The sequence below is a fragment of the Vibrio sp. L3-7 genome, from assembly GCF_963898195.1.
In the GTDB taxonomy this organism is placed as follows: Bacteria; Pseudomonadota; Gammaproteobacteria; order Enterobacterales; family Vibrionaceae; genus Vibrio; species Vibrio echinoideorum.
The window spans coordinates 61,812-84,577 of record NZ_CAWQUW010000002.1; the positions used below are offsets into that span (position 1 = coordinate 61,812).

At 44.5% G+C, this 22,766-nt stretch carries 18 protein-coding genes; 16 read left to right on the forward strand and 2 right to left on the reverse strand.

The features are described 5' to 3' along the window. Positions 1-65: 65 nt before the first annotated feature. The gene (nadB, locus tag AACW75_RS02640; RefSeq protein ID WP_017075393.1) at positions 66-1,682 is read right to left on the reverse strand and encodes an L-aspartate oxidase; all 1,617 of its coding nucleotides are present in this window, start codon (positions 1,680-1,682) and stop codon (positions 66-68) included. Between the two features lie 387 nt (positions 1,683-2,069). Between nadB and rpoE the strand changes: the two genes are divergently transcribed. From rpoE to acpS, 11 genes are all read left to right on the forward strand, one after another. Next, positions 2,070-2,648, forward strand: a complete 579-nt coding sequence (rpoE, locus tag AACW75_RS02645) for an RNA polymerase sigma factor RpoE (protein ID WP_004735377.1) — start codon at positions 2,070-2,072, stop codon at positions 2,646-2,648. Between the two features lie 26 nt (positions 2,649-2,674). After that, positions 2,675-3,298 carry a sigma-E factor negative regulatory protein gene (locus AACW75_RS02650; RefSeq protein ID WP_004735378.1) on the forward strand — a complete coding sequence of 208 codons (624 nt, stop codon included), beginning with the start codon at positions 2,675-2,677 and terminating at the stop codon, positions 3,296-3,298. After that, positions 3,295-4,257 carry a sigma-E factor regulatory protein RseB gene (rseB, locus tag AACW75_RS02655; protein WP_017075391.1) on the forward strand — a complete coding sequence of 321 codons (963 nt, stop codon included), beginning with the start codon at positions 3,295-3,297 and terminating at the stop codon, positions 4,255-4,257. Before AACW75_RS02650 ends, rseB begins: the two co-directional genes overlap by 4 nt. After that, positions 4,254-4,724: a SoxR reducing system RseC family protein gene (locus AACW75_RS02660; protein WP_017075390.1), complete on the forward strand. Its 471-nt coding sequence runs from the start codon at positions 4,254-4,256 to the stop codon at positions 4,722-4,724. Before rseB ends, AACW75_RS02660 begins: the two co-directional genes overlap by 4 nt. Positions 4,725-4,861: 137 nt before the next feature. Further along, positions 4,862-6,655 (forward strand): translation elongation factor 4, encoded by a 1,794-nt coding sequence (lepA, locus tag AACW75_RS02665; RefSeq protein ID WP_017075389.1) that lies wholly within the window; start codon positions 4,862-4,864, stop codon positions 6,653-6,655. Positions 6,656-6,752: 97 nt separating this feature from the next. Then, a complete protein-coding gene (gene lepB / locus AACW75_RS02670; RefSeq protein WP_017075388.1) occupies positions 6,753-7,649 on the forward strand; it encodes a signal peptidase I in 897 nt (298 codons plus the stop codon). Positions 7,650-7,675: 26 nt separating this feature from the next. Then, entirely contained in the window at positions 7,676-8,353 is a 678-nt protein-coding gene (gene rnc, locus AACW75_RS02675; protein WP_017075387.1) for a ribonuclease III, read from the forward strand. After that, positions 8,346-9,317 (forward strand): GTPase Era, encoded by a 972-nt coding sequence (era, locus tag AACW75_RS02680; protein ID WP_135457203.1) that lies wholly within the window; start codon positions 8,346-8,348, stop codon positions 9,315-9,317. The genes rnc and era overlap by 8 nt, the downstream gene beginning before the upstream one ends. 103 nt (positions 9,318-9,420) lie before the next feature. Then, entirely contained in the window at positions 9,421-10,149 is a 729-nt protein-coding gene (gene recO, locus AACW75_RS02685; RefSeq protein WP_237297594.1) for a DNA repair protein RecO, read from the forward strand. Beyond that, positions 10,146-10,883, forward strand: a complete 738-nt coding sequence (gene pdxJ / locus AACW75_RS02690; protein WP_017075384.1) for a pyridoxine 5'-phosphate synthase — start codon at positions 10,146-10,148, stop codon at positions 10,881-10,883. The genes recO and pdxJ overlap by 4 nt, the downstream gene beginning before the upstream one ends. A 98-nt stretch (positions 10,884-10,981) precedes the next feature. Further along, positions 10,982-11,362, forward strand: a complete 381-nt coding sequence (gene acpS, locus AACW75_RS02695; protein WP_017075383.1) for a holo-ACP synthase — start codon at positions 10,982-10,984, stop codon at positions 11,360-11,362. Positions 11,363-11,484: 122 nt separating this feature from the next. Here acpS and barA read toward each other — a convergent pair whose 3' ends face one another. Continuing rightward, positions 11,485-14,298, reverse strand: coding sequence for a two-component sensor histidine kinase BarA (barA, locus tag AACW75_RS02700; protein WP_145570448.1), 2,814 nt, complete (start codon positions 14,296-14,298; stop codon positions 11,485-11,487). Positions 14,299-14,463: 165 nt separating this feature from the next. Here barA and rlmD point away from each other — a divergent pair, with 165 nt between their 5' ends. The 5 genes from rlmD to eno all read left to right on the forward strand — a co-directional run bounded on the left by rlmD (position 14,464) and on the right by eno (position 22,343). Continuing rightward, positions 14,464-15,783 (forward strand): 23S rRNA (uracil(1939)-C(5))-methyltransferase RlmD, encoded by a 1,320-nt coding sequence (rlmD, locus tag AACW75_RS02705; RefSeq protein ID WP_145570450.1) that lies wholly within the window; start codon positions 14,464-14,466, stop codon positions 15,781-15,783. Between the two features lie 135 nt (positions 15,784-15,918). Continuing rightward, positions 15,919-18,144 (forward strand): GTP diphosphokinase, encoded by a 2,226-nt coding sequence (gene relA / locus AACW75_RS02710; RefSeq protein WP_029225103.1) that lies wholly within the window; start codon positions 15,919-15,921, stop codon positions 18,142-18,144. Positions 18,145-18,373: 229 nt separating this feature from the next. Then, a complete protein-coding gene (gene mazG, locus AACW75_RS02715) occupies positions 18,374-19,171 on the forward strand; it encodes a nucleoside triphosphate pyrophosphohydrolase (protein ID WP_145563962.1) in 798 nt (265 codons plus the stop codon). Positions 19,172-19,321: 150 nt separating this feature from the next. Beyond that, positions 19,322-20,962, forward strand: coding sequence for a CTP synthase (locus AACW75_RS02720; protein WP_017075378.1), 1,641 nt, complete (start codon positions 19,322-19,324; stop codon positions 20,960-20,962). An 82-nt stretch (positions 20,963-21,044) separates the two neighbouring features. Next, on the forward strand, positions 21,045-22,343 hold the full coding sequence (eno, locus tag AACW75_RS02725; protein WP_029225101.1) for a phosphopyruvate hydratase: 1,299 nt from the start codon (positions 21,045-21,047) through the stop codon (positions 22,341-22,343). The last annotated feature ends 423 nt before the right edge of the window (positions 22,344-22,766 follow it).

A 22,766-nucleotide genomic window follows, 5' to 3' on the forward strand; every position in this document is an offset into this window, starting at 1 on the left:
TTGGCTCCTTTTCATTTGATTGCTCTTAACTAAATAGTTAAATCTAAGTAGCTAAGGCTAAGTGACTATAACTGGTCTTTCTCTGGTGTAAGAATCGTTGGACCACTGTCTTTAGCAAGCTCAGGGTAATCCAACGTGTAATGTAGGCCACGGCTCTCTTTACGTTGCATCGCACAACGAACCATCAACTCAGCGACTTGCAATAAGTTACGCAGCTCAAGCAGGTTATTGGAAACCTTAAAGTAGCTGTAGTACTCATGAGTTTCTTGTTGCAGCATCTGAATACGGCGCATTGCACGCTCTAGCCGTTTGTCTGTTCGAACAATCCCCATGTAATCCCACATGAACAGGCGTAGTTCGTGCCAGTTGTGTTGAATGATGACTTCTTCATCACTGTTGGTAACTTGGCTTTCATCCCAAGCAGGCAGTTCTGAGCACAGTTGAGGTTGGTCTATGTTCTCTACGATATCTTTTGCCGCAGCCCAAGCATAAACAACACATTCAAGCAGTGAGTTTGACGCCATGCGGTTCGCACCATGTAAGCCGGTGTAACTCACTTCGCCAATCGCATACAGATTCGTTAGATCGGTTTGACCTTGCTTATTGACCATGACACCACCACAAGTGTAGTGAGCGGCTGGTACGATAGGGATCGGCTCTTTGGTCATATCAATCCCCAAATCCATCAAGCGAGTATGGATCATTGGGAAGTGCGTCGTGATGAATTCTTCAGGTTTGTGGCTGATATCGACATACATACAGTCTGCACCCAAACGCTTCATTTCGAAGTCAATCGCACGAGCAACCACATCACGTGGAGCCAGTTCACCGCGCTCATCGAAGTCCTTCATGAAACGAGAACCATCTGGACGGCGTAGGTATGCACCTTCGCCACGTAAGGCTTCCGTTAGCAAGAAGTTGCGTGCTTCTGGGTGGAACAGACATGTTGGGTGGAACTGGTTGAATTCAAGGTTTGCGACACGACAACCCGCACGCCAAGCAATAGCAATACCATCGCCTGAAGAGACATCTGGGTTTGATGTGTATTGATAAACCTTTGAAGCGCCGCCAGTTGCAAGTACAACAAATTTAGCGCGCACGGTTTCAACGTGCTCTTGGTTGCGGTTCCAAATGTAGGCACCAATAACCTTGTCTTTCGAACCACCAATTTTATCTTCAGTGATCAAATCAAGGGCATTATGGCGCTCGAAGATCTCGATGTTTGGGTGATTGTTGACGTTATCTTGCAGTGAGGTTTGCATTGCCATGCCAGTGGCATCGGCAGCGTGCAAGATTCTGCGGTGGCTGTGTCCACCTTCACGAGTGAGGTGATATTTTGGTTGGCCTTCGGTGCTGTTCTCATCTTTATCAAATGGAACGCCGCCATCAATCAGCCATTGCACGCACTCTTTTGCATTTTCAGCAATGAATTGAACGGTATCTTCTTCACATAACCCGGCCCCAGCAATTTGAGTATCTTCTACATGAGACTCAATACTGTCCGACTCATCGAACACCGCGGCGATACCACCTTGTGCGTAATACGTCGATCCTTCGCTGCGTGGTCCTTTGCTCAATACAATTACTTTTGCATGTTCAGCTACACGTAAGGCTAATGACAAGCCTGCCGCACCACTTCCTACCACTAATACATCACACTGATGTTCACGGTTTGCGTTCATAAAACTTATTCAATCCCGGGCTATAGTCGAGTTGTCCACTCTCAATTGACCTTGTCTTGTTTTAGGAGTTGCGGTAAGACTGTTATAATCTCCCGAGTCATCCTAAAACGTTACGCAGAATCAAGATATAGACAGCTATCTAGAAATATTTAATTGCTCAATACCATTGCTTTTGCTCAAGTTTCCCCAAATTGATAGGGATAACTATTTTTATTACATCACATTGTGAAACAATAATGGCAAATAATTTTAAGAAAGTTGGAACTTTCAGTATTTGGCTTAGTCACAATAGTGCTCTTGTAGACGGTGGTGTCAATACTACATTTCGCATAATTAGTACCCATATCTGCGAAGGTAAGGGCTATAACAATAGGAGTACCCGCTCGAATGAACGAGCAGCTAACCGATCAAGTGTTGATTGAGCGAGTTCAGAGTGGAGATAAGCAGGCATTTAACTTATTAGTGGTTAAGTATCAAAACAAAGTCTGTAATCTTATCTCTCGATACGTGAATAATTCCGGTGATGTACCTGATGTAGCACAAGAAGCTTTTATTAAAGCTTACCGCGCGATACCTAACTTTCGTGGCGAGAGTGCCTTCTATACATGGTTGTACCGAATTGCCGTGAACACCGCTAAAAATCATATCGTTGCCCAAAGCCGTAGGCCGCCAGCAACAGATGTAGATGCAGAAGATGCAGAATATTACGAAACAGGCAGCGCGTTAAAAGAAATATCGAACCCTGAGAACTTAACGCTGTCAAACGAATTGAAACAAGTCGTTTTTGGAGCGATTGAAGCGCTACCGGAAGACTTAAAAACTGCAATGACGTTGCGTGAGCTCGAAGGTTTGAGCTACGAAGAGATTGCAGAAGTAATGGATTGCCCTGTAGGAACCGTACGTTCGCGTATTTTCCGAGCTCGTGAAGCGGTGGAAAAGAAAATTAAGCCTCTTTTGCAACGCTAGAACTTGTAATAATTATGGTGAAAATAATGGCTGATAAAGAAAAGCTTTCGGCACTCATGGATGGTGAAACGATCGATAAAGCTCTCATTGTAGATCTCGAATCTGATCAAGAAAGCATGGATACCTGGCAGAGTTACCATCTAATTGGTGATGTTATGCGTGGGGATGCGCCAGAAACTCCAGAGTGGAACATTGCTAACAGTGTAGCGGCAGCGCTTGATAATGAGCCTGCACATAGTGCAATGCCGAATCTGCACCAAGTGCATGTTGAACCAACTGTTGCTCCAATTGAAGAGCAACCTAAACCTCAGCAAGCGAAGCGTCAGCTTCCAGCGTGGTTACAACAGTTTGGACAAGTTGCCGTGGCAGCGTGTGTCTCACTAGTCGTTGTACTAGGTGTTCAACAATATGGTGGCAGCGACCCTGCTGCGCCAGAGCAGTTACCTGTACTACAAACGATTCCATTTGCGGGTTCTGCTGAACCAGTAAGCTTGACGCGTGACTCTGTTGAGAAGCCGGCATCTGAAGCTAACTTGCAAGAGCAGCGCAAACGCGTTCATGCAATGCTAGAAGATTATGAGCTGCAGCTAAGATTAAACAGTGATGCATCGCCAATGCAAGATGCACATCTAGAATCGGACATTGAATGAAGAAAATCCTGGTCAGTGCACTGACACTGTTCAGCTTGATGTCTCCAACAGCCTTTGCAGAGGAAATTACTGCAAAGGCGTTGTTACATCAAATGAACGAGGCCAGTCAGCATCTAAATTACGAACTTTCCTATATCTTGATAAAGAAGAGCAGTATTGAACCTCTTGTTTATCGCCATGCGGTTAACGACGACCAACAACTTGCTCACCTTGTTTACTTAAGCGGCCCTGTCCGTGAAGTCATTCGACGTGGTAACGAAGTTAGCTACATTGAACCGGGTACAGAGCCATTTACGATTCAGTCTGGCAGCATGGTTGCGCCTGTCATTCCGATGATCAACAGAGATATCGATTCTCTTAGCGAGTACTACGATTTTGTTAAGGTCGGGCGTGCGCGTGAAGCGGGTACGACAACACAAGTGTTACGAGTGGTGCCAAAAGATGGCCTTCGATACTCTTACGTTGTCTGGGTCGATGAAAAAACGAGCCTTCCATTGCGTGCCGATCTTCTTGATCGTGATGGCGAAGTCCTTGAACAATACCGCACAATATCTTACGTGGTGAATGACAAGATTGCCGAGGCTATGGGGGGCTTAAATCAAGCTCAACTGCCGAAGGTTTTGTCACTACCTGAAGGTCTTGTGAGCGAAACTAACTGGCAAGCGTCTTGGATTCCTGAAGGGTTTAAGTCGAAAGAGCTCAGTCGCTATCAGATGGCGACGACCGATAAAATGGTCGAAAGTCAGCTTTTCAGTGATGGATTATTTAGCTTTTCGGTATATATAGCCGATAAAGATGAGCATTCATTGAAGGGGCAATTGGTTCGTCAGGGGCGCAGAACCTTACATAGCTTAGTGGTTGGCGACAAAGAAATATCTGTGGTTGGAGATATTCCTCCAGCAACGGCCAAGCGTATTGCCCAATCTGTAAAGTTCAATAAACAGGCGTCAGCGCAATGATGACCGCGCTGGCTACTGTTAGCTCAGTTGAACAAAAAGGTAAGCAATATTTTGTTCAACTGAGCTGCGAACAACAAACCAGTTGTAGCAGTTGTTCTTCTCAAAAAAGCTGCGGCACCGGTATTGTTACCAAAGCTGTTGGCAATAAATCTTTGTTTTGGCAGTTGAAAACTCTAAGCCTTGTTAAAGCCGGGCAAATTGTAGAAATCGGCTTCCCAGAAAAAAGCCTGCTTCAGTCCGCGGCTATCGTTTATCTTATCCCACTTTTCATGCTGATGATTGGTGCTGGTTTTGGACAACTATTGTTACAACCCTTACTCCAAGGGGGCGAGGGGATAGTGATACTCAGTGCTGCTCTATTTACCGCTGGTGGTATTGCCCTAGCGAAGCGGTTAGCCAAACCAATGGAAGACAAATCCAAGCAAGAAGTCGTCTTGATTCGAATCCTAGGTGAGCCTCTCGTCTAATTTATGATGCGTCTTGCACTTAAATTCGGTAGAATCTGCCAACTTGATTGAAATGCCGCCACCAATGCTGAATACAGATTGGAAACACAGCGGCTTTCTTATTATCCCTATTCAAAGAGTTTAGTCACACCAAGCCTATGAAGCACATTCGTAATTTTTCGATTATCGCCCACATCGACCACGGTAAGTCGACCCTTTCTGACCGCTTAATCCAAGTTTGTGGAGGATTAAGTGAACGTGAGATGGCAGCTCAAGTCCTCGATTCTATGGATATAGAACGCGAGCGTGGTATTACAATTAAAGCGCAAAGTGTGACTTTAGATTATACAGCGAAAGATGGTGAAACTTACCAACTAAACTTTATCGATACCCCTGGACACGTAGATTTCTCTTACGAAGTCTCTCGCTCTCTAGCCGCTTGTGAAGGCGCACTACTTGTAGTGGATGCTGGCCAGGGTGTTGAAGCACAAACTCTAGCTAACTGTTACACCGCTATTGAAATGGAACTGGAAGTAGTGCCAATCTTGAACAAGATTGACCTACCAGCTGCTGAACCAGATCGTGTTGCTGAAGAGATCGAAGAGATCGTTGGCATTGATGCGATGGAAGCGACTCGTTGTTCTGCGAAAACAGGTTTAGGTGTTGATGATGTTCTTGAGAACATCGTAACGGCTATCCCGCCACCGGAAGGTGATCCAGAAGCGCCTCTACAAGCACTGATCATTGACTCTTGGTTCGACAACTATCTCGGTGTTGTTTCTTTGGTTCGTATTAAAAACGGTAAGCTGAAGAAGAACGATAAGATTAAAGTTATGTCGACAGACCAAGTTTGGGGGGTTGACCGTCTAGGTATCTTCACACCTAAACAAATCGACACCACTGAGCTAAATACTGGCGAAGTTGGTTGGGTTGTTTGTGGTATTAAAGACATCCTTGGCGCACCAGTTGGTGATACGTTGACGCTTGCGAAAGGTGGTAGCACAGAACGTCTACCTGGTTTCCAAAAAGTGAAGCCTCAGGTATACGCGGGTCTATTCCCAGTATCGTCTGATGATTACGAAAACTTCCGTGATGCACTAGGCAAATTAAGCCTGAACGATGCTTCACTGTTTTACGAACCAGAAAGCTCGGCTGCACTTGGTTTTGGTTTCCGTTGTGGCTTCTTGGGTATGCTCCACATGGAGATCATCCAAGAACGTTTAGAACGTGAATACGACCTAGACCTAATTACGACGGCACCAACAGTAGTTTACGAAGTTGTAAAAACTGATGGCGCCATCCTTTATGTTGATAGCCCAGCAAAACTGCCAGCGACTAATGATGTAGAAGAGATTCGTGAGCCTATCGCTCGTTGTAATATTCTTGTGCCTTCAGATTACCTAGGTAACGTAATCACACTATGTGTTGAGAAGCGTGGCGTACAAGTCGACATGGTTTACCACGGTAACCAAGTTGCTGTGACTTATGACCTTCCTATGGCAGAAGTGGTTCTAGATTTCTTTGACCGCTTGAAATCAACATCTCGTGGCTACGCGTCACTGGATTACAATTTCCAACGCTTTGAAATGTCGAGCATGGTTCGTGTTGACGTATTGCTAAATGGCGAAACGGTTGATGCACTTGCGATCATCACGCATAAAGATATTGCACAGTCTCGTGGTCGTCTACTGGTTGAGAAAATGAAAGAGTTCATTCCTCGTCAGATGTTTGATATCGCGATTCAAGCTGCGATTGGTAACCACATTATTGCTCGTTCTACAGTGAAACAACTACGTAAGAACGTAATCGCAAAATGTTACGGTGGTGATATCAGTCGTAAGAAGAAACTTCTTAAGAAACAAAAAGAAGGTAAGAAGCGTATGAAGCAGATTGGTAACGTTGAACTGCCTCAAGAAGCATTCTTAGCGATTCTTCATGTTGGTAAAGACTAACTTTATCCAGCATTAAACGAATAATTGAAAGTGGAAGAGTAGCTCGCTATTCTTTCACTTTCGTTATTTTTAAAGAAATGAAATTTAAGGGATATCAATGGCTAATACATTTTCGCTTATTTTAGTGATCGTAACTCTAGTGACCGGCATTGTATGGGCGTTGGAAAAGTTTGTGTGGGCTAAGAAACGCCAGCAAAAACTGGCTGACGTTGAAGCACAATCGAATGGCCTAGACGCTGAAACCAGCGCTAAAGTTACGGCTCAGCCTTGGTGGGTTGAGAACAGTGTGTCCATTTTCCCGGTAATTGCATTTGTTTTGGTTTTGCGTTCATTTATTTATGAACCGTTTCAAATTCCTTCTGGCTCGATGATGCCAACCCTCTTGGTTGGTGATTTTATCTTGGTAGAAAAGTATGCGTACGGCCTAAAAGACCCAGTATGGCGCACTCAATTGGTAGAAACAGGCAAGCCAGAACGTGGTGACTCAATTGTATTTAAGTATCCACCTCAGCCGAATATTGACTACATCAAACGTGTTGTTGGTATGCCGGGCGATACTATTCGCTACAGCAGCCGTAAAGAGGTCTGCATTCAAGCGAAAGGTGCTAGCAGCTGTGAACCAGTGAAACTAAGTAACGTTGAAGAAAGCCAATTTATTCAAGATGGTGTCCCCCTGATTCAGCTGAATGAACAGCTTGGAGACGTGGAGCACCAGATTTTAGTTAACCCATTACGCCGTGATCGTGTACAAGCATATCAGCCTCGTAATGGTGTTAATGAGTGGGTCGTTCCAGAGGGCCAGTATTTTGTGATGGGTGATAACCGTGACAACAGTGCTGATAGCCGATACTGGGGCTTTGTCCCTGAAGCAAACCTTGTTGGTAAGGCCGTTGCTATTTGGATTAGCTTCGAATTTGAACGTGGTTCAGACAGTGTACTTCCAACATGGATTCCTACTGGTGTGCGTTTTAATCGCATCGGTGGGATTCATTAATCGATCACATAACACATCGAGAGAGCATGAATTCTCCAATTGATAAACTAGAGAGAAAGATTGGCTATCAGTTCAATGATGCCGATCTTCTCCATTTGGCGCTGACTCACCGCAGCGCCGCAGGTAAACATAACGAACGTCTTGAGTTTCTGGGCGATTCAATTTTAAGTTTTGTTATCGCTGATGATCTTTTCCATCGTTTTCCTAAGGTAAACGAAGGCGATATGAGCCGCATGCGTGCAACATTAGTGCGTGGTCATACGTTGGCAGAACTAGGTCGTGAATTCGAACTAGGAGATTACTTAAAATTAGGTCCAGGTGAGTTGAAGAGTGGCGGTTTCCGTCGTGATTCTATTCTAGCGGATGCTGTTGAAGCTATTATCGGTGCTGTCTATTTAGATAGTGATACTGAGGTAGTTCGCGGCATTATTTTAAGCTGGTACAAATCTCGCCTAGATGCTATTCAGCCTGGAGTATCTCAAAAAGATCCGAAAACTCGTCTACAAGAGTTTTTACAAGGTCGAAGAAATCCTCTACCTGTCTACACAGTGACTAATATTAAAGGTGAAGCACACAACCAAGAGTTTACGGTTGAGTGTGAAGTGGCAGGTGTGGATAAACCTGTTATCGGTAAAGGCACTAGCCGCCGCAAGGCAGAACAAGCGGCTGCTGAAACAGCATTAGAGCAACTAAGCAATGTCTGATAACAACCAAGATTTCGATATCGATGCATTCTTTTCATCTGATAGCAAAAAAACGGGCCTACCGGAAAACCAACACTGTGGCTTTATCGCTATTGTCGGTCGCCCAAATGTAGGTAAGTCGACGCTTCTGAACCATATTCTGGGCCAGAAGATTTCTATTACATCACGTAAACCTCAGACGACACGTCACCGTATTATGGGCGTAGAAACTGAAGGTGATTACCAAGCGATCTACGTTGATACTCCTGGACTTCACATCGAAGAAAAGCGTGCAATCAACCGTTTGATGAACCGTGCGGCGAACAGCTCACTGAGCGACGTGAACCTAGTGTTTTTCCTTGTTGACGGTACTCATTGGACTGACGACGATGAAATGGTACTGAACAAGCTGAGAAAAACAGATTTCCCAGTCGTACTTTGTATTAACAAGGTAGACAACGTTCAAGACCGTACCGATGTGATGCAACATATGATGGAAGTGTCTAAGAAGATGGACTTCCTTGATGTTGTACCTATTTCGGCGAAGCAAGGTAAGAATATCGATGTACTGCGTAAGCATGTTCGTAATTGTTTACCGAAAGCGACGCACCACTTCCCTGAAGAGTACGTAACGGATCGTTCACAGCGTTTTATGGCGTCTGAAATCATCCGTGAAAAACTGATGCGATTCACAGGCGAAGAGCTACCATACTCAGTAACGGTTGAAATTGAGCGTTTTGATTACAACCCAGATAACGATGGCTTCCATATCAATGCCCTGATTCTTGTTGAACGTACAGGTCAGAAGAAGATGGTTATTGGTAAAGCGGGCGAGAAGATCAAAACGATTGGTCGTGAAGCTCGTCTCGATATGGAAGAACTATTCGGTCGTAAGGTTTACCTAGAGACTTGGGTTAAAGTTAAGTCTGGTTGGGCTGATGATGAGCGTGCACTTCGCTCACTAGGTTACATTGACGATCTATAATATAGATTGAGTATCACTTTCTTCGATGAGAAAGTTGAACTGACCATAAATTCAAGAGAGAGTGCGAACTCTCTCTTTTTGTATCTGTAAGAAGGGTAAGTGATTGAGCGAAGGGTTACAGCGATGCTTTGTGTTACACCGTCGACCATACAGTGAGACGAGCCTGATTCTGGACGTCTTCAGTGAAGAGTATGGTCGGGTGACGTTGATGTCTAAAGGTGCTCGGAGTAAGCGTTCTAATTTGAAAGGTGCATTGCAACCTTTTACGCCGCTGCTACTTAAGTGGTCAGGCAACGGTTCAATGAAAACTTTACGCCAAGCTGAGCCAATTAGCTTGGGGCTTCCTCTTGCCGGTATCAACTTGTATTCAGCAATGTATGTCAATGAGTTGGTTGGGCGAGTGTTGATGGCCGAAGTGGCTATGCCCGCATTTTTTCACGACTATCTTTATGCTTTAACAGAACTGGCTCATAATGAGAACCCAGAGCCAGCGCTACGTCGTTTTGAGCTGGCTCTACTTTCAGCTATGGGGTATGGCGTCGACTTTTTACACTGCGCGGGTACCGGTGAACCGATTGATCCGAATATGACCTATCGCTATCGAGAGCAGAAAGGTTTCATCGCTTCGATACGTAGAGATAACCTGACATTCATGGGTGATGAACTTATCGCAATCAGCGAACGTAGGTTTGTCACTAAAGAGCAGTTAAAAGCGGCAAAACGCTTTACACGCATAGCCTTAAAGCCGTATCTTGGCGGCAAACCATTAAAAAGTAGAGAGCTATTTATGCCAACAATAGCCCTCTCTAGAGCACGGAGTATTGGAAAATGAGCTCAATTCTTTTAGGCGTTAATATCGATCATATTGCAACTCTACGTAATGCACGTGGTACTAAATACCCAGATCCAGTACACGCAGCCGAAATTGCTGAACGTGCGGGTGCTGACGGTATTACCATTCACTTACGTGAAGATCGTCGCCATATCGTAGATCGCGATGTACGCATTCTTGCTGAAACTATCCAGACTCGCATGAACTTAGAGATGGCGGTTACGGATGAGATGGTTCAAATCGCACTCGATACTAACCCTGAGTTTGTTTGTCTGGTTCCAGAAAAGCGTGAAGAGCTAACCACAGAAGGTGGCTTGGATGTTGTGGGTCAACTAGAGAAAATCAAAGCAGCGACAGAAAAACTGTCTGCAGCGGGTATTAAAGTATCTCTGTTCATCGATGCGGATCGCGAGCAAATCGACGCGGCAAAAGCGTGTGGCGCACCTTTCATTGAGCTGCACACTGGCCATTACGCCGATGCTGAAACAGAAGAAGATCAGCAAGATGAACTGAAAAAGATTGCTGCAGGCGCAAGCTATGCAAACGATCTTGGTATTACCGTCAATGCTGGTCATGGTCTGACTTACCATAACGTAGCGCCGATTGCGGCTCTTCCAGAGATTTATGAGCTGAACATCGGTCACTCGATCATGGGACGTGCAGTCTTTGATGGTTTGAACAAAGCGGTTGCAGACATGAAAGCCGTTATGGAAACAGCACGCAACAACGCTTAATGCTTAATGTTGTAAGTAATAAGTAATAAGTAATAAGCGATAAGCGATAAGTGGTTAGTCATTGAGTTTATAAATAGAAGTTTGGTAATAGGGGTAACATGGCTGTTGTTGGATTAGGTACAGATATCGCAGAAATAGAACGTGTCGAGAAGGCACTGTCGCGAAGTGGCGATGCTTTTGCGCAGCGTATTTTGACGGATTCTGAGTTTGAAGTGTTTCAACAACTAAAGCAAAAAGGGCGTTACCTTGCAAAGCGTTTTGCTGCTAAAGAAGCAGCGTCTAAAGCGCTAGGTACGGGGATTGCTCTTGGTGTTACCTTTCACGACTTCGAGATTTCCAATGATGAGCATGGTAAGCCTGTATTACGCTTACATAAGAAAGCTCGTGAAATCGCGGAGGCGAGTGGAACCAAGTCGATTCACCTGACTATCTCAGATGAGCGGCACTATGCCGTGGCAACGGTGTTACTCGAGTCATAAATAGATTACCGCCAATCTCAATCTAGTTTGAATTCAGCACTAGACAAAAAAAGCAGAGCTCATGAGCTCTGCTTTTTATTGGTCTGCATTTAAGGCTTCAGTCTTTATTGTTTCGGCTGATGCTATCTCTTGGCCGGTTTCAAGTAGTGAATCGCGGTTGCTTGAACCTTATCTAATTCATCCTGAAGCTCAAAAAGCTCCGGTTCAATATCTTCAACTGAAGTTCCAGAACGTAACTCTTTCTCTATCGTTGCACAAACCGATTTTAGCCTTGGTACGCCGCTGTATGAGCTGCTGCCATGCATTTTATGGATGATGTGTGTCAATTGTTCAACAGAGTAATCACTGTCTTCAATCGCTTTGTCGGCGGCCTCATAAACCTCAGGAATGAAGTCCACTAGCATTTGTAACATATCTCGTGCGAGATCTTCTTTGTTGGCTGCCTGCTTCATTGCTGCTTGCCAATCAATGATGATGTTTTTGTGTTCGTTAGCTTCTGTTTCTGATACTTGGCTATTGTCCACCTCGGTGGAAACTGCTGGGTGGTCAGGGTCTATTTTTTCGATGTGATCAACTTCTGACGTTGGGTTCCAATGAATGAGTACTTGTTGTAAAACATGTTCTTCAATTGGTTTGGTGAGATAGTCATCCATACCGGCTGCAAGTAGTCGATCACGTTCGCCCACCATGGCATGAGCTGTCACTGCAATGATCGGTGTATTCGCATTGTTAGCCAGCTTCTTGATGTTCTGACAAGCGGTCACACCATCCATCTGTGGCATTTGGATATCCATGAAAATGATATCAAATGGTGTTTCTTTTGCCTTATCGATGGCCTTTTGACCGCTGGTGCAACTGATGACTGTTTCTACGCGTTCTTTCAGTAGTGCGGTAATTAATTTTAGGTTGGCAGGGTTGTCATCAACGGCTAATACGGTGAGCGGCAACTTATCTTCCGAGTGCGTTTCAATGGCAGGAGCAATCAAGGTTGGCGCTTGATTCGATATGAGAGTTTGCAACAGTTTCTTACGAGAGAGGGGTTTGGTAATGCATTGAACATCCACCTCTTTCATCAGTTGCTCTCCTAGCGCTAATTCGGTACTTGGCGTACCAATAATCACATTCTGAGCTATTTTCTTCGCACCAATAGCCCAACCACTCACTGTGTCAAATTGATACTCTTGGTTCGCGGCTAGGTTGAGTAGAACGTAGTCATACGAGGTAGACTCGTCAGGCATAACCGAACGATAAGTGACCACCAAGCCTTCTTGGGTTAAGATTTGTTGAGTAATCGACGCCGCTTGCATGTTTGGTTCGATAAGCAGCAGCTGCTTGTCTTGCAAACACTGAGTCTCAATCAGCTCAGTCATCGGCATATCAGTGGTAGAAAGCCTTAACGTAAACCAGAACGTCGAACCTTGGTGTAGGCGACTGGTTAGACTGATCTCTCCACCCATTTGGCTCACCAATTTCTGGGTAATGACCAGACCTAAGCCTGTACCGCCATAACGACGAGAGATGCTCGCATCCGCTTGACTGAAGGCTTGGAATAATTGAGCTTGTTGACGTTCAGAAATACCAATCCCCGTGTCTCGAACCATGAACTGTAATTCAATACTGTCTTCGGTTTGTGAGCGTAGCTCGACGCTGATATCGATGTTGCCACGCTCAGTGAATTTGATTGAGTTACCTACAAGGTTAGTCAATATTTGCTGGATACGTAGTGGGTCACCAACAACACCTGGCGGTACTTTAGGATCAATTTTAAGGGTTAACTCTAAGCCTTTTTCATGAGCATTGGTTGCTTGAAGATTGACGACCTCTTCAAGGCTTCCTTGGAACTCAAATGGGATGTTTTCTAAGGCTAGTTTGCCCGCTTCGAGTTTGGAAAAATCCAAGATATCATTAATGATGCTAAGTAGATTGTTCGCGGATCGTTCAATGGTTTGCAGATAGTCGGTTTGGCTGTTCGATAGGTGGGTTTTGAGCATTTGGCGAGTAAAGCCAATTACACCGTTGAGTGGTGTTCTCAATTCGTGAGACATATTTGCCAAAAATTCAGACTTAACACGAGCGGCTTCTTGGGCGCGTTTTTTCGCGATATCTAACTCAACGTTTTGAATCTCTAGCTGTTCAAGGGTTTCACGCAGATCGGAGGTTGCTTGGTCGATACTGTGCTGCATCTCGACGTGATATTCTGATAACGAAACCGCCATCGCGTTGATACCGTTTTTCAGCGAATCTAGCTCACCATGCATTTTACCTTCGATACGCACATCTAGGTGACCACGACGAATTCGATCGACCATGTTTTTCATGTGTGTGATCGGTTGGGTTACGTCATGCATCAAGCGAAAAGCAAATACACCAGAAAGTCCAAGCCCCAGAATCAATACCAAGAAAGCAGAGAACACCTCTTGATACTGTTGTAATCGTAATGAAGATAAGTCGAGCTCAATCGCAATATAGCCGATCGCTTGGTTGGCCTGAGATTGCCCGTTTGCTGAGTTGATGTACTGACCTTCCGCAATGATAGGCGTTCGAAGAATCAACGTATTGTCGAGTAAGTTTGATGAGCTTAAATGCGGGATGGGTTTGTCTTTTGGATAAGTTAGGCTTTCAAAGTCAGGATGGAAGTTTGAAGTTACAAACAACTCATGACGTTCATCAAACACCGCGATACTGCGCACCAGTTTGGAATTCTTTCGATGAGCATAGCTAATCAGCTGACGAACAGACTCTCGACTTTCGAGCTTCATGCCTGATTCACTCGCAATCGCAAGTGGTTCAATGATACTGGTACCAGTGTTAACCACTTGCCCTTCAAGGTCTTGATAGCGGTTAAATGAGAAAAATGCACTCAATAGCAGCCCAATAATCAGGGTTGGAGCTAGAGTTAAGGTAATTACACGGGCTCTTAAGCCATATCTGGTCATGTTCTTTAATTACATCGAGGTCTGGATATGGGAAAATAACGCACACAATGGCGGTTAAGTGAACGGTAAGCTTAATCAAAGCCGTGACGTTCGACAATGATTCCAAGACAGAATAGTGAGTCCTGGATACCAATTACTTATTAAAAGATACATTAGGCACAAGCAATGGCACGTTTTTTCCAACCAAAAAAGAAAACTCAACTCGAGACCAAGCATCAATCGATTTTGGTTGAACGAATGGATCACAATGGCGCTGGCATCGCTTATCAGAAAAATAAGCCTGTTTTCATTGATGGCGCATTGCCAGGTGAGCAGGTGGTTATTCAACTTACTGAGAGCAAAAGTAAATTTTCGCGAGCAAAACTCATCAAATTACTGAAGCCGAGTGAGCAGCGTTTACAGCCGTTTTGTAAGCACTTTAATCAGTGTGGTGGCTGTCACCTCCAACACCTCGGTTACGCTTCTCAGGTAGAGCACAAAGCTCAATCCCTTACGCATCTGATGAGTCAATATCAAACCACTAACACTGAGCTTGCACAGCCTATTTTGGGTGAAGAAACGGGTTATCGCCGCCGTGCTCGAATTAGCTTATTTGTTGATAAAAAAACACAGCTGCTTCAGTTCGGTTTCCGTAAGAAGCAAAGTAAGCAGATTGAAAATATCACCGACTGTGCCGTTCTTGATTCTCGCCTTAATGTATTGTTGCCAAAGTTGAAGAATTTACTGAACACTTTCAAGAACCTTACGTCTTTAGGACATCTTGAATTAGTACTCGGAGATACTGGTCCGGTGATGGTGCTGCGTCACCTTAAGCCTTTGGTTGAGAAAAATGAGCAAGCATTGATTGCACTCGCTAAAGCGGAAGGTGCCACGTTGTATACTATGCCTGAAACGGACAAGCTCATTCGTTTAGTCGGTGATGCGCCAGCTTATAGCGAAATAGGCGTGACTTTACCTTTTGAGCCAAACCACTTTATCCAAGTTAACCAGAAAGTGAACCAGCAAATGGTTGCTCAAGCGATTGAGTGGCTAGAGCCTCAAGCCGATGAGCGAGTGCTCGACCTGTTTTGTGGCTTAGGGAACTTCAGTTTGCCTATTGCACAACAATCTGCGTTTGTAGTGGGTGTCGAAGGTGTCGATGAAATGGTTCAACAGGCCACGTCTAACGCGACTTTGAATCAATTGAGTAATACAGAATTCTACCAAGCGAACCTTGAAGAAGAGCTGTCTTCACAGCCTTGGGCAAAAGAAAGATTTGATAAAATCTTACTTGATCCAGCACGTGCAGGAGCGAGTGGGATCGTTGATCAAATTTCAGGGTTAGGTGCGAAGCGTGTGGTTTATGTTTCGTGTAATCCTGCTACTCTAGCTAGAGATTCTGAGAGCTTAGAAAAACAAGGCTACCAATTGGCTAAGCTGGGTATGTTGGACATGTTCCCTCATACCAGTCATCTAGAATCGATGGCTCTCTTTATCAAGGCTTAGAGGCTCCTAAACACAGCTTCAAAATGAATCAAAAGGCGCAGGGAAGTCTGCGCTGATATCAATATGATTCGAACTAACGCGGAACCAGTTAGTCATATTGAATTGGGTATAAAACATAATAACTAGGAAGGCATGATGGTTGCGGTACGAAGCGCACATTTAAACCCAAGCGAACAGTTTGAGCTAGATAATTGGATTGCGTCACTAAATCAAGACGCAAAAACCTCGAATAAACTGACCAAAGTTTATCGTCACTGTGAAGAGCTATTAAAAGATCACGATCAAGGAACACTTTTGCTTTGGCGTGGACGTGAAATGATCGAAATCTTGGTCACATTGTCTATGGATCGCGCTACTTTAATTGCAGCACAGCTATTCCCTGTCGTATCAAGCGGTGTTTTTGAGCGCGAAGCGTTTGAAGAGAGTTACGGGAAAGAAACCGTAAAGCTGATTGATGGCGTGGAAGAAATGGCGGCTTTGGGCCAGCTAAATATTACCCTTGAAGGCAGTGCAGCCTCGGGTCAAGTCGATAATGTTCGTCGAATGCTACTCGCAATGGTGGATGACTTCCGCTGCGTAGTCATCAAGCTAGCTGAACGAATTTGTAACCTTATAGAAGTGAAAAAGGCTCCTGATGCTGTGCGCCGTGCGGCAGCAAAAGAGTGTGCCAACATCTATGCTCCGCTTGCAAACCGTTTGGGTATTGGTCAGCTAAAGTGGGAAATTGAAGATTACGCTTTCCGCTACCAACAACCTGATACGTATAAACAGATTGCAAAACAGCTGTCTGAGCGTCGTATCGTGCGCGAACAATACATTACAGATTTCGTTGATGATTTAACGGCAGAAATGAAGCGTTCAAGCATCAATGCTGAAGTCAGCGGCCGACCAAAACACATCTACAGCATTTGGCGTAAAATGCAGAAAAAAGGCTTAGAGTTTGATGAGCTTTTTGATGTACGTGCGGTGCGTATTATCGCCGACCAACTGCAAGATTGTTATGCCGGGTTGGGCGTGGTTCATACCAAATACAAACACCTACCCAGTGAATTTGATGACTATGTGGCGAATCCCAAGCCAAATGGTTACCAATCAATTCATACCGTGGTTCTTGGCCCTGAAGGCAAGACCATTGAGATTCAGATCCGTACCAAGCAGATGCATGAAGACTCTGAACTTGGTGTTGCTGCGCACTGGAAATACAAAGAAGGTGCATCTAGCAACGTACGTAGCGGCTACGACGAAAAAATCACTTGGTTGCGTAAGCTTATCGACTGGCAAGAAGAGATGTCGGATTCTGGCGAAATGCTGGATGAAGTACGCAGCCAAGTCTTTGATGACCGTGTCTATGCCTTTACACCGCGCGGTGATGTCGTTGATCTACCAATGGGTGCAACACCGTTGGATTTTGCTTACCACATCCACTCGATGGTTGGACACCGTTGTATCGGTGCCAAAGTAGCCGGTCGAATCGTCCCGTTTACTCATAAGCTGGCGATGGGCGATCAAGTTGAGATCATCACTCAAAAAGAACCGAATCCATCACGTGATTGGTTAAACCCGACCACAGGCTTTGTTCACTCTAGCCGTGCACGAGCAAAAATTAACGCATGGTTCCGTGCTCAGAGTCGTGAGAAAAACCTTGAAGCCGGACGAGATATCTTAGAAGTCGAACTCGGCAGAGTCGGTGCAACATTGAAAGACGCTGAGCAATATGCACTGAAACGATTCAACGTCAACACGCCCGATGAGTTGTATGCGGGTATTGGTAGTGGCGATTTGCGTATTAACCAAGTCGTGAATCACATCAATGCCCTAGTTAATAAGCCGACGGCGGAAGAAGAAGATAAGAAAGCGCTAGAGAAGTTGCTTGAATCTGATAATAAGCCCGCTCATCAGAGCCGTCCGAAAAAAGATGCAGTGGTCGTTGAAGGTGTCGATAACCTAATGACCCACTTGGCTCGTTGTTGTCAGCCGATCCCGGGCGATGTGATCAAAGGTTACATTACTCAAGGTCGTGGTATATCGGTACACCGCAGCGATTGTGAGCAGTTAAGTGAGCTTAATTTACATGCACCTGAACGTATTATCGATACAGTCTGGGGACATGGTTTTGTAGGCTCATATATCCTAACACTGCGTGTAGAAGCGCTAGAGCGCAACGGTTTGTTAAAAGACATCACATCATTGTTCTTGAACGAGAAAGTCAGTGTGACGACAATGAAGAGCCGTATTGACTATAAACGTCAGCTTTCGGTTATGGATTTCGATTTGGAAGTGACCAACATTGAGATTCTGAGTCGAGTGACCAGCCGAGTAGAACAAATCAAAGATGTAATGAGCGTAAAACGCCTAGGCTAAAATTCTCGTCATACTTGAAGCTGATGGCGTTGTTGCCTGCGCGCACTCGCTCAATCACATAGACAAGCTATGCTCAGGAGTCTCGCTTGCTTGTCGCCTAGCCACAGTTTCAATTATTTAGAGAATTAGACAGTATCAACAAAGGTGAGTGGTTTTGGCTGCTCACCTTTTTTAGTTTTCGCAAAAGCTTTAAATTTAAAAATCAAAGACAGTGAATAGGAAGAAAACGATGAATCACCCGATTGAACAACTTGAACAGATTATGGCTAAGCTGCGCGATCCAGAAGGTGGCTGTCCTTGGGATTTAAAACAAAATTTTGAAACAATTGTGCCGCATACTATCGAAGAGACCTATGAGGTGGTGGACGCGATTCACAATAAAGATTGGCCAAACTTACAAGAAGAGTTAGGTGACCTGTTGTTTCAAGTGATTTTCTACAGCCAATTGGCGAAAGAGCAGGGCTTGTTTGAGTTTTCTGATGTGGTAGACGGTATCAATGAGAAACTGACACGCCGCCATCCGCATGTATTCTCTGATACCGAGTTTACTAACGATGAAGAAATTAATGCTAATTGGGAAGCTGAAAAAGCCAAAGAAAAAGCAGAGGCAGGAAAAACTCAGGAAAGTATTCTAGACTCAATACCAAACTCTCTGCCTGCACTTTCGCGTGCTACAAAGATCCAGAAACAAGTCGCAAAATTTGGCTTTGATTGGGACTCTATTGGACCAGTAGCGGATAAGGTTTTAGAGGAAGTGGATGAGGTGCTAGAAGAAGCGCTTCAAGTAACACCAAACGAAGAGTTAGTTGAAGAAGAACTGGGTGATTTACTGTTTGCAACGGTAAATTTGGTTCGACATCTGGGCAAAAATCCGGAATCGGCTCTGACAAAAGCGAACTTGAAATTTTCACGTCGTTTTAAAGGGGTGGAACAAATAGTTCGCCAACAAGATAAGAATTTAACCGATTTTTCTCTACAACAGCTTGATTCCATGTGGGATGAGGTCAAAGTGGCGGAGAAAAGATAACCAAAGCATTTATCATGAATTGATTTGAAGCAAAAAATAAAAAATAGCAGTGTGATAGATTTCACGTTGTGGCGATAAGGGGCTTCTGGTATATTTTCATCCCGTCCAGAAGTAATCCATTTCCCTCATTCAACCAATTTCAGGTTAAACATGACGACAAATTACATTTTTGTTACTGGCGGGGTTGTATCCTCTCTAGGTAAAGGTATTGCAGCAGCATCTCTTGCGGCTATTTTAGAAGCTCGTGGTCTTAAAGTGACTATGATGAAGCTTGACCCTTACATCAACGTTGATCCAGGCACTATGAGCCCGACTCAGCACGGTGAAGTGTTCGTTACGGAAGATGGCGCTGAAACTGACCTTGACCTTGGTCACTATGAGCGATTCATTCGCACCAAGATGACCAAGCGTAACAACTTCACTGCAGGTCGTGTTTATGCTGACGTTCTACGTAATGAACGTCGCGGTGATTACCTAGGTGCAACTATCCAGGTTATTCCACATATTACTAACTCTATTAAAGAACGCGTAATCTCTGGCGCTAAAGGCCACGATATCGCGCTTGTTGAAGTTGGTGGTACTGTTGGTGATATCGAATCTCTACCATTCATGGAAGCGATTCGTCAGTTAGCTGTAGAACTAGGTCGTGAACGCGCGATGTTCATGCACTTAACTCTCGTTCCTTATTTAGGTGCAGCGGGTGAGCTTAAAACTAAGCCAACGCAACACTCTGTAAAAGAGCTACTGTCTATTGGTATCCAACCTGACATTCTAGTTTGTCGTTCAGATCGTGTTATCCCAGCAAACGAACGTAAGAAAATTGCTCTTTTTTGTAATGTACAAGAAAAAGCAGTTATCTCTATGAAAGACGTAGATTCAATCTACAAGATTCCACAGTTAATCCGTGCACAAGGTACTGATGATCTTGTATGTAAGCGTTTCGGTATCGATGCTCCAGAAGCTGATCTGTCTGAATGGGAACAAGTAATTTACGAAGAAGCTAACCCAACGGGTGAAGTAACGATTGGTATGGTTGGTAAGTACATTGAACTGCCAGATGCATACAAATCAGTAAATGAAGCTCTTAAGCACGCAGGCTTGAAAAACCGCCTAAGCGTCACAATTAAATACGTAGACTCTCAAGATGTTGAGTCAAAAGGCGTAGAGATTTTAGAAGGCCTAGATGCAATCCTAGTTCCTGGTGGCTTTGGCGATCGTGGTGTTGAAGGTAAGATCCTTGCTGCACAATACGCTCGTGAAAACAAAGTACCTTACTTAGGTATTTGTCTAGGTATGCAAGTTGCTCTTATTGAGTACGCTCGTAACGTTGCGAAAATGGAAGGTGCACACTCTTCTGAATTCTGCAAAGAAACTAAATACCCTGTTGTTGGCCTAATCACTGAGTGGATTGACGGCGAAGGTAAAGTTGAAGAGCGTACTGAAAAATCCGATCTAGGTGGTACTATGCGCCTAGGTTCGCAACTTTGTCACCTAACTAAGGGGACAAAAGCTTACGAATTATACGGTAGTGCGACGATCCACGAACGTCACCGTCACCGTTACGAAGTGAACAACAATCTTCGTCCACAAATTGAAAAAGCGGGCCTAAAAGTATCGGGTCTATCTGCGGACAAGAAACTGGTTGAAGTTATTGAGAACCCGAACCACCCATGGTTCATTGCTGCTCAATTCCACCCAGAGTTCACTTCAACACCTCGCGATGGTCACCCATTGTTTGCAGGTTTCGTTAAAGCAGCTGGTGAATATCAGCGCGGCGAATTAGAAAAGTAAAAAGGAATACAGGTAGTAGCGTAAGTTGTGCTGCTACCTTTTAAATTTGACATTTATATATTCAACGAGAAGGAAACATTCAATGTCTAAGATCGTTAAAGTTCTAGGTCGTGAAATCATCGATTCACGTGGTAACCCAACTGTAGAAGCTGAAGTACACCTAGAAGGCGGTTTCGTAGGTATGGCTGCTGCTCCATCTGGCGCATCTACTGGTTCTCGCGAAGCTCTTGAGCTACGTGACGGCGACAAATCACGTTTCCTAGGTAAAGGTGTTCTTAAAGCTATTGAAGCTGTAAACGGCCCAATCGCTGAAGCTCTAATTGGTTCTGACGCTAAAGCACAAGCTGACGTTGACCAAGTTATGCTTGATCTAGACGGTACTGAGAACAAGTCTAAGTTTGGCGCTAACGCTATCCTTGCTGTTTCTCTAGCTAACGCAAAAGCTGCTGCTGCTGCGAAAGGCATGCCTCTATACGAGCACATTGCTGAGCTAAACGGTACTGCTGGTCAGTTCTCTATGCCTCTACCAATGATGAACATCATCAACGGTGGCGAGCACGCTGATAACAACGTTGACATCCAAGAGTTCATGATCCAACCAGTTGGCGCTAAAACTCTTAAAGAAGGTCTTCGTATCGGCGCTGAAGTATTCCACAACCTAGCTAAAGTTCTTAAGTCTAAAGGCTACAGCACTGCAGTTGGTGATGAAGGTGGTTTCGCTCCTAACCTTAAGTCTAACGCTGAAGCTCTAGAAGTTATCGCAGAAGCTGTTGCAGCTGCTGGTTACGAACTAGGTAAAGACGTTACTCTTGCTATGGACTGTGCTGCATCTGAGTTCTTCGACAAAGAAGCTGGTATCTACAACATGAAGGGCGAAGGTAAAACTTTCACTTCTGAAGAGTTCAACCACTACCTAGCTGACCTAGCGAACAACTTCCCAATCGTTTCTATCGAAGACGGTCTTGACGAGTCAGATTGGGATGGCTTCAAGCACCAAACTGAACTTCTAGGCGACAAGCTTCAAATCGTTGGTGACGATCTATTCGTTACAAACACTAAGATTCTTGCTGAAGGTATCGAGAAAGGCGTAGCTAACTCTATCCTTATCAAGTTCAACCAAATCGGTTCTCTAACAGAGACTCTAGCTGCTATCAAGATGGCTAAAGACGCTGGCTACACTGCAGTAATCTCTCACCGTTCTGGCGAAACTGAAGATGCAACTATCGCTGATCTAGCGGTAGGTACAGCTGCAGGTCAAATCAAAACTGGTTCTATGAGCCGTTCTGACCGTGTTGCTAAGTACAACCAACTAATCCGTATCGAAGAAGCTCTAGGTTCTAAAGCTCCTTTCAACGGTCTTAAAGAAGTTAAAGGTCAATAATCTCTCTGGTTTTTAAACCAAAGGAATTGTTAATCTAAGCTTTGAATGCCTCGCTAATGCGGGGCATTTTTTTGTCTGTAGAAAACTGAGGGAAAGAAGCTTTAGGTTCTAAAGCTCCTCCTTTTACAACAAAAGCGGTCTTAAGGAAGTTAAAGGTCAGCACTTTCTTCAAGACTTAAAGCCTAGCGAATTGTTAACTTAATCTTTTGAAAAACGCTCTACTCCGGTAGGGCATTTTTTTGTCTGAAATTCGTCATTCACCAGGCTGACAAAGGAAGGAGTAGGGAATCTATTATTAACGTTTGTCGTTATAGATGCCCCACTCAGTCGTTCCTCCTTCTTGAGAATGACGATATAACAGCAGAGCGGGTAGGTGCTTTATCTTCAATTGTTCTATCATTCTTTCAGTTTTACGGAGGAGGT